At 50.4% G+C, this 234-nt stretch carries 1 protein-coding gene; it reads right to left on the reverse strand.

Annotated elements, in window-relative coordinates; translation table 11 throughout:
* A partial coding sequence (locus Q4528_RS16260) for a hypothetical protein (protein ID WP_303522816.1) occupies positions 1-234 on the reverse strand: 234 nt, incomplete at both ends.

Consider the following 234-nt stretch of genomic DNA (forward strand, 5'->3'; position numbering starts at 1 on the left):
GAGGATGGCTGTGGCGTTGGCTCTCACCAGGTGACGGTTCAGCCTGCCATAAATGTCACTTAATACTACTGACTTGGGCCTGCGAGTTAAGGTGGCAATCCGAGAGGCCACCTGGGAGAAAGCTTCTGTGGCTTCCTTTCCCCATGCACCATAAGTTTCAGTAACCAAGGGAACACACAACCAGCCCAGTTCATCACACTTGGCATCATTGGCTTTATGTTTTCTGTCTTCAGT

This window comes from Staphylococcus pasteuri (assembly GCF_030547725.1).
Lineage (GTDB): Bacteria > Bacillota > Bacilli > Staphylococcales > Staphylococcaceae > Staphylococcus > Staphylococcus pasteuri.